Source organism: Pseudomonas sp. K5002, from assembly GCF_013386655.1.
Classification (GTDB): domain Bacteria; phylum Pseudomonadota; class Gammaproteobacteria; order Pseudomonadales; family Pseudomonadaceae; genus Aquipseudomonas.
The window spans coordinates 1-5,040 of sequence record NZ_JACARK010000737.1 but is presented as its reverse complement, the minus strand read 5'-3'; the positions used below and the strand labels follow the sequence as shown (position 1 = coordinate 5,040).

At 63.1% G+C, this 5,040-nt stretch carries 3 protein-coding genes; all 3 read right to left on the bottom strand.

Annotated elements, in window-relative coordinates; genetic code table 11:
* A partial coding sequence (locus HX846_RS27420) for an MHYT domain-containing protein (RefSeq protein WP_306173160.1) occupies window positions 1-379 on the bottom strand: 379 nt, incomplete at its 3' end.
* Between the two features lie 274 nt (window positions 380-653).
* Window positions 654-2,132: an efflux transporter outer membrane subunit gene (locus HX846_RS27415; protein WP_003207503.1), complete on the bottom strand. Its 1,479-nt coding sequence runs from the start codon at window positions 2,130-2,132 to the stop codon at window positions 654-656.
* Window positions 2,129-5,040, bottom strand: a 2,912-nt coding sequence (locus HX846_RS27410; protein WP_178966486.1) for an efflux RND transporter permease subunit, incomplete at its 5' end; no start/stop codon positions are given. The genes HX846_RS27415 and HX846_RS27410, both read right to left, overlap by 4 nt.

Genomic DNA, 5,040 nt, shown 5'->3' with positions numbered 1-5,040 from the left:
CCATGCCGGTGTAGTGCATGGCGCTGATGCCGGCGCCCATGATCAATGCGCCAAATGCCAGTTGCCACGCCGGCAAACGCGGCTGGCTCACCAGCCACAAGGCAAAACCGCTGGAAAGGATCGCGATCAACAACGACAGCGCCGTGATGCCGACGTCATAGCCGAGGCTGATGGGCAGGCGGAAGGCGAGCATGCCGATAAAGTGCATCGACCAGATCCCCACGCCCATCGCCAGCGCGCCGCCGCCCATCCACAGGTACACCGCGCGGCCCCTGGCAGTGGCGATGCGGCCGGTCAGGTCCAACGCCGTATAGGATGCGAGGATCGCGACGAACAGGGAAATCAGGACCAGGGCGGGGGAATAACTACCGGTGAGCATGGGACTTCTCGTGACCTATGGGCCGAACGGCATCCGTGCCGGGCTGAAAAGTCAGGGATTGTAGCGAGAATAAATCTTGTACACCTGAAATATTGTCGTATAGCCATCATTCAAAATTTGACGCCAATCCGCTGGCTCAAAAACACCGCAGAACCCTTGTGGGAGCGGGCTTGCTCGCGAAAGCGGCGGGTCAGTTCATACACAGTTGACTGACCCACCGTTTTCGCGAGCAAGCCCGCTCCCACACAAGCCCGTACACCAGCCAGAGCGGGGTTTACTTCTTGTCGCTCAGCTGCATTTGGCCATCCCAACCACCGCCCAGTGCAGCGATCAGTTGCACACTGGCAACCAGCCGGGTTTGCAGCAGGGTCAGCACCGTACGCTCGTTGCTCAGGGCAGTGGCTTGCACGGTGACCACATCGAGATAGGCGATCAACCCGGCCTTGTACTGGTTCTGGGTCAGGCGCAGGGATTCCCGGGCCGCTTCGAGGGCCTCGTTACTCACGACCGCCTCGTCTTCCAGGACCTTGAGCTGGACCATGTAGTTTTCCACCTCACGGAACCCATCGAGTACGGTCTGGCGGTACTTGGCCACGGTTTCATCGTAGGACGCCTCGGCGCGGTCAACTTCGGCCGAACGCTGGCCCCCGTCGAACAGGGTCATGGCGAGTTTCGGCCCCACCGACCAGAAGCGGTTCGGCAGGCTGATCCAGTCGGCGTAGGTGCTGCTGGAATAGCCGCCGGCCAGGCTCAGGGTCAGGTCCGGGTAGTAAGCGGTCTTGGCCACGCCGATGTTGGCATTGGCCGCGATCACCGAGCGCTCCGCCTGGGCGATATCCGGGCGGCGCTCCAGCAGTTGCGACGGCAGGCTCACCGGAATCTGCGGCAGCGCCGGAATGTCCTTGCTCACCGCCAGGTTGAAGTTGGCCGGCGGCACACCGATCAGCACGGCAATTGCGTTTTCCAGCTGCGCCCGCTGCCAGATCAGGTCGATCATGCTGGCCTGGGTGCTTTTCAGCTGGGTCTGGGCCTGGGCGATGGCGTCCTTGCCCGAGACACCGGCGCGGTATTGGTTCTGGGTCATCTGCAGGGAGCGCTGGTAGGTGTCCACCGTGGCCTGCAGCAAACGGGTCTGTTCGTCCATGACCCGCAGTTGCAGGTAATCCTGCACCAGTTCCGATTGCTGGCTCAGGCGCATCGCCGCAAGATCCGCCGCGCTGGCTTCGGCGCTGGCTTCATTGGCTTCCAGGCCCCGGCGCAGTTTGCCCCAGATATCGGCTTCCCAGCTCACGCCCAACTGGGTGTTGAGGGTGTCGCGAATACCGCTGCTGGAGCTGCTGAGGCTGGCGTTACTGCTACCGGTACCCTGGCTGGCCCGGCTTTTCGAGGCACTCAGGTCAACCGTGGGGAAGAACGCCCCACGGGCACTGCGCACCTGCGAGGCGGCCTGGCGATAACGCGCCTCGGCCTGGGCCACGGTCTGGTTGGAGCTGTTGAGTTTTTCTACCAGCTCATTCAGTTGTTTGTCGCCGTACAGCTCCCACCAGGCGCCCCGGGCCAGCGAGTCGCTGGGCGCGGCCTGGCGCCAGCCCTGCGCCTCTTTGTACTGGGCAGGCTCGGTCAATTCGGGGCGTTTGTAGTCCGGGCCGACGGCGCAGGCGCTGAGCATCACGCCGCACAGGGCCAGGCTCAGCAGCTTTGAGCCGCGAGTCATCGCCAGACGTTGCACGGTGGGAAACGTTGAATCGGTCATAGCGCAGTGTCCAGGGCAGCATCGGTACGCACTCCGCGCCAACCGTTGAAACGGTGGCGCAGGCGGTCGAGATAAAGGTAAACCACAGGCGTGGTGTAGAGGGTCAGGATCTGGCTGAACACCAGCCCGCCGATAATCGTCAGGCCCAGAGGCTGGCGCATTTCCGCGCCTTCGGCCGTGCTGAGCAGTAGCGGCACGGCGCCAAGAATCGCCGCCAGCGTGGTCATCAGGATCGGGCGCAGCCGCACCAGGCAGGCGGCGCGGATCGATTCCAGCGGGCTCATGCCGTCCTTGCGTTCCAGTTGCAGCGCAAGGTCGATCATCAGGATCGCGTTTTTCTTCACCACCCCGATCAGCAGGAACAGCCCCAGCAGCGAGATCAGGCTGAACTCGCCCCCCAGCAGGTAAATCGAAAGCAAGGCGCCCACCCCCGCCGACGGCAAGGTCGACAGAATGGTCAGCGGGTGGATATAGCTCTCATACAGAATCCCCAATACCAGGTACACCGCTACTAGTGCACCGAGGATCATGAACGGCTGGCCTTTCTGGGTGGCGGCGAAGGCGTCGGCCGTACCGGCCATCTTCGCGATCACCTCTTCCGGCAGGCCGACCTTGGCAATCGCCCGCTCAATGGCAGCCGTGCCCTGCTCCACCGTGACGCCGGGCGACATATCAAACGCAATGTTTTCCGAGGCGAACTGGCCTTCATGGCTGACCCGGTCGTCCGCCAGGCTGTTCTCATAGTGAGCGATGGCCGACAACGGCACGCGCGCACCGGTGGACGTGATCACCTGCATCTGATTGAGGGTGATCGGGTCCTGGGCGTACTTCGGATTGACCTCCATCACCACCTGGTACTGGTTGAGGCTGTCGTAGATGGTGGAAATCTGCCGCTGGCTGTAGGCGTTGTTGAGCACGGCAGTGACCATGTCCATGTCAATGCCCAGGCGCTTGGCCTGGTCGCGATCGACAATCAGCGTCACCTGGGCCGCCCCACGTCCTTCACGGGCATCGATGGCGGTCAGCTCCGGCAGCTCACGCAACGCGGCAACCACTTTCGGGTACCACAGGCGCAAGGCCGCCAGGTCGCCGCTCTGCAGGATGTAGGAATACTGCGAGGTGGTCTGGTCGCGGCCGCCGCCGAATTGCAGGTCCTGGTCAGCCATCAGCATCAGGCGCCCGCCGGGCACCAGTGGCACATTCTTGCGCATGCGCTCGATCACCGCCTGGGCAGAAATCTTGCGTTCGCTGATGGGCTTGAGCCGCACCAGCATCACCGCGTTGTTGGTGCCGCTGTTGCCGCCAATAAAACCTGCCACGCTCAACACCGCGGGGTCCTGCAGGACCGCCTTGCGGAAAATTTCCATCTTCGGCTGCATCACACTGAATGACAGCCCGTCATCGCCACGCACAAAGCCGATCAGTTGCCCGGTGTCCTGCTGGGGCATGAAGGTTTTCGGCACCACCACATACAGCGCGACGTTGACCCCGATGGTCACCAACAGGCTGAGCAGCGTCAGGCGCTTGTGGCGCAGCACCCAGTCCAGGCTGCGGGCGTAGCCTGCCACCATGCGGTCGTTGATCTTCTGGCTCCAGCGCTGCAAGCCTGTTTCCTGGCCTTTGACATGGGGCTTGAGCCAGCGGGCGCAGAGCATCGGGGTCAGGGTCAGCGACACCACCAGCGAGACGATGATCGCCGCTGCGAGGGTGATGGAAAACTCGCGGAACAGGCTGGTGACGATCCCGCCCATGAACAGGATCGAGAGGAACACCGCCACCAGCGAGACGTTCATCGACAGCAAGGTGAAGCCGACTTCCTGGGCCCCCAGGTACGCCGCCCTCATCGGCGGCACACCCTCGTCGATGTGCCGGGAAATGTTCTCCAGCACCACGATGGCATCGTCCACCACCAGGCCGGTGGCGAGGATCAGCGCCATCAGCGACAGGTTGTTCAGGGAAAAGCCGAACAGGTACATCACTGCAAACGTACCCACCAGCGACACCGGCACCGCCAGGGTGGGAATCAGCGAGGCGCGGAAGTTGCCGAGGAACAGGTACACCACCAGGATCACCAGGGCCACGGCAATCAGCAGGGTCATCTCGGCTTCGTGCAAGGTGGCGGTGATCACTGGCGAACGGTCCATGGCCAGGTTCAGCTTGACGCTGGACGGCAACACCGCCTGCAAGGCCGGCAGTTGTGCCTTGATCTGCTTCACCGTCTCGATGATGTTGGCGCCGGACTGGCGGTTGATCACCAGCAGCACCGCCGAGTCATTGTTGAAGAAGCCGCTGTTGTAGCGGTCCTCGACGCCGTCGCTGATCTTCGCCACATCCCCCAGGCGCAAGGCCGCGCCATTCTGGTAGCGGATCAGCAGCGGTTCGTAGTCCTTGGCCTTTTCCAGCTGGTCGTTGGCCTGGATCTGCCAGTTGCGCTGGCTGTCCTCCAGCGAACCCTTGGGCCGGCGCACGTTGGCATTGGCGATGGTATTACGCACATCGTCCAGGGCCACGCCGTACTGGTCGAGGGCCTTGGGTTCCAGTTCGATACGCACGGCGGGCAAGGAGCTGCCGCCGATCTGCACTTCACCCACGCCCGGCACCTGGGACAGGCTCTGGGACAGGATGGTCGAGGCCAGGTCGTACAGCTGGCCCTTGGGCAACACGTCCGAAGTCAGGGACAGCACCATGATGGGCGCCTGGGACGGGTTGATCTTCTTGTAGGTGGGCATGCTGCGCATGCCACTGGGCAGCAGGTTACGCGAGGCGTTGATCGCCGCTTGCACTTCCCGCGCCGCGCCGTTGATGTCGCGATTGGAGTCGAACGCCAGGATCACCCGGGTCGAACCCTGGCTCGACGAACTGCTCATGGTGGTAATGCCGGCAATCGCGCCGAAGGAACGCTCCAGCG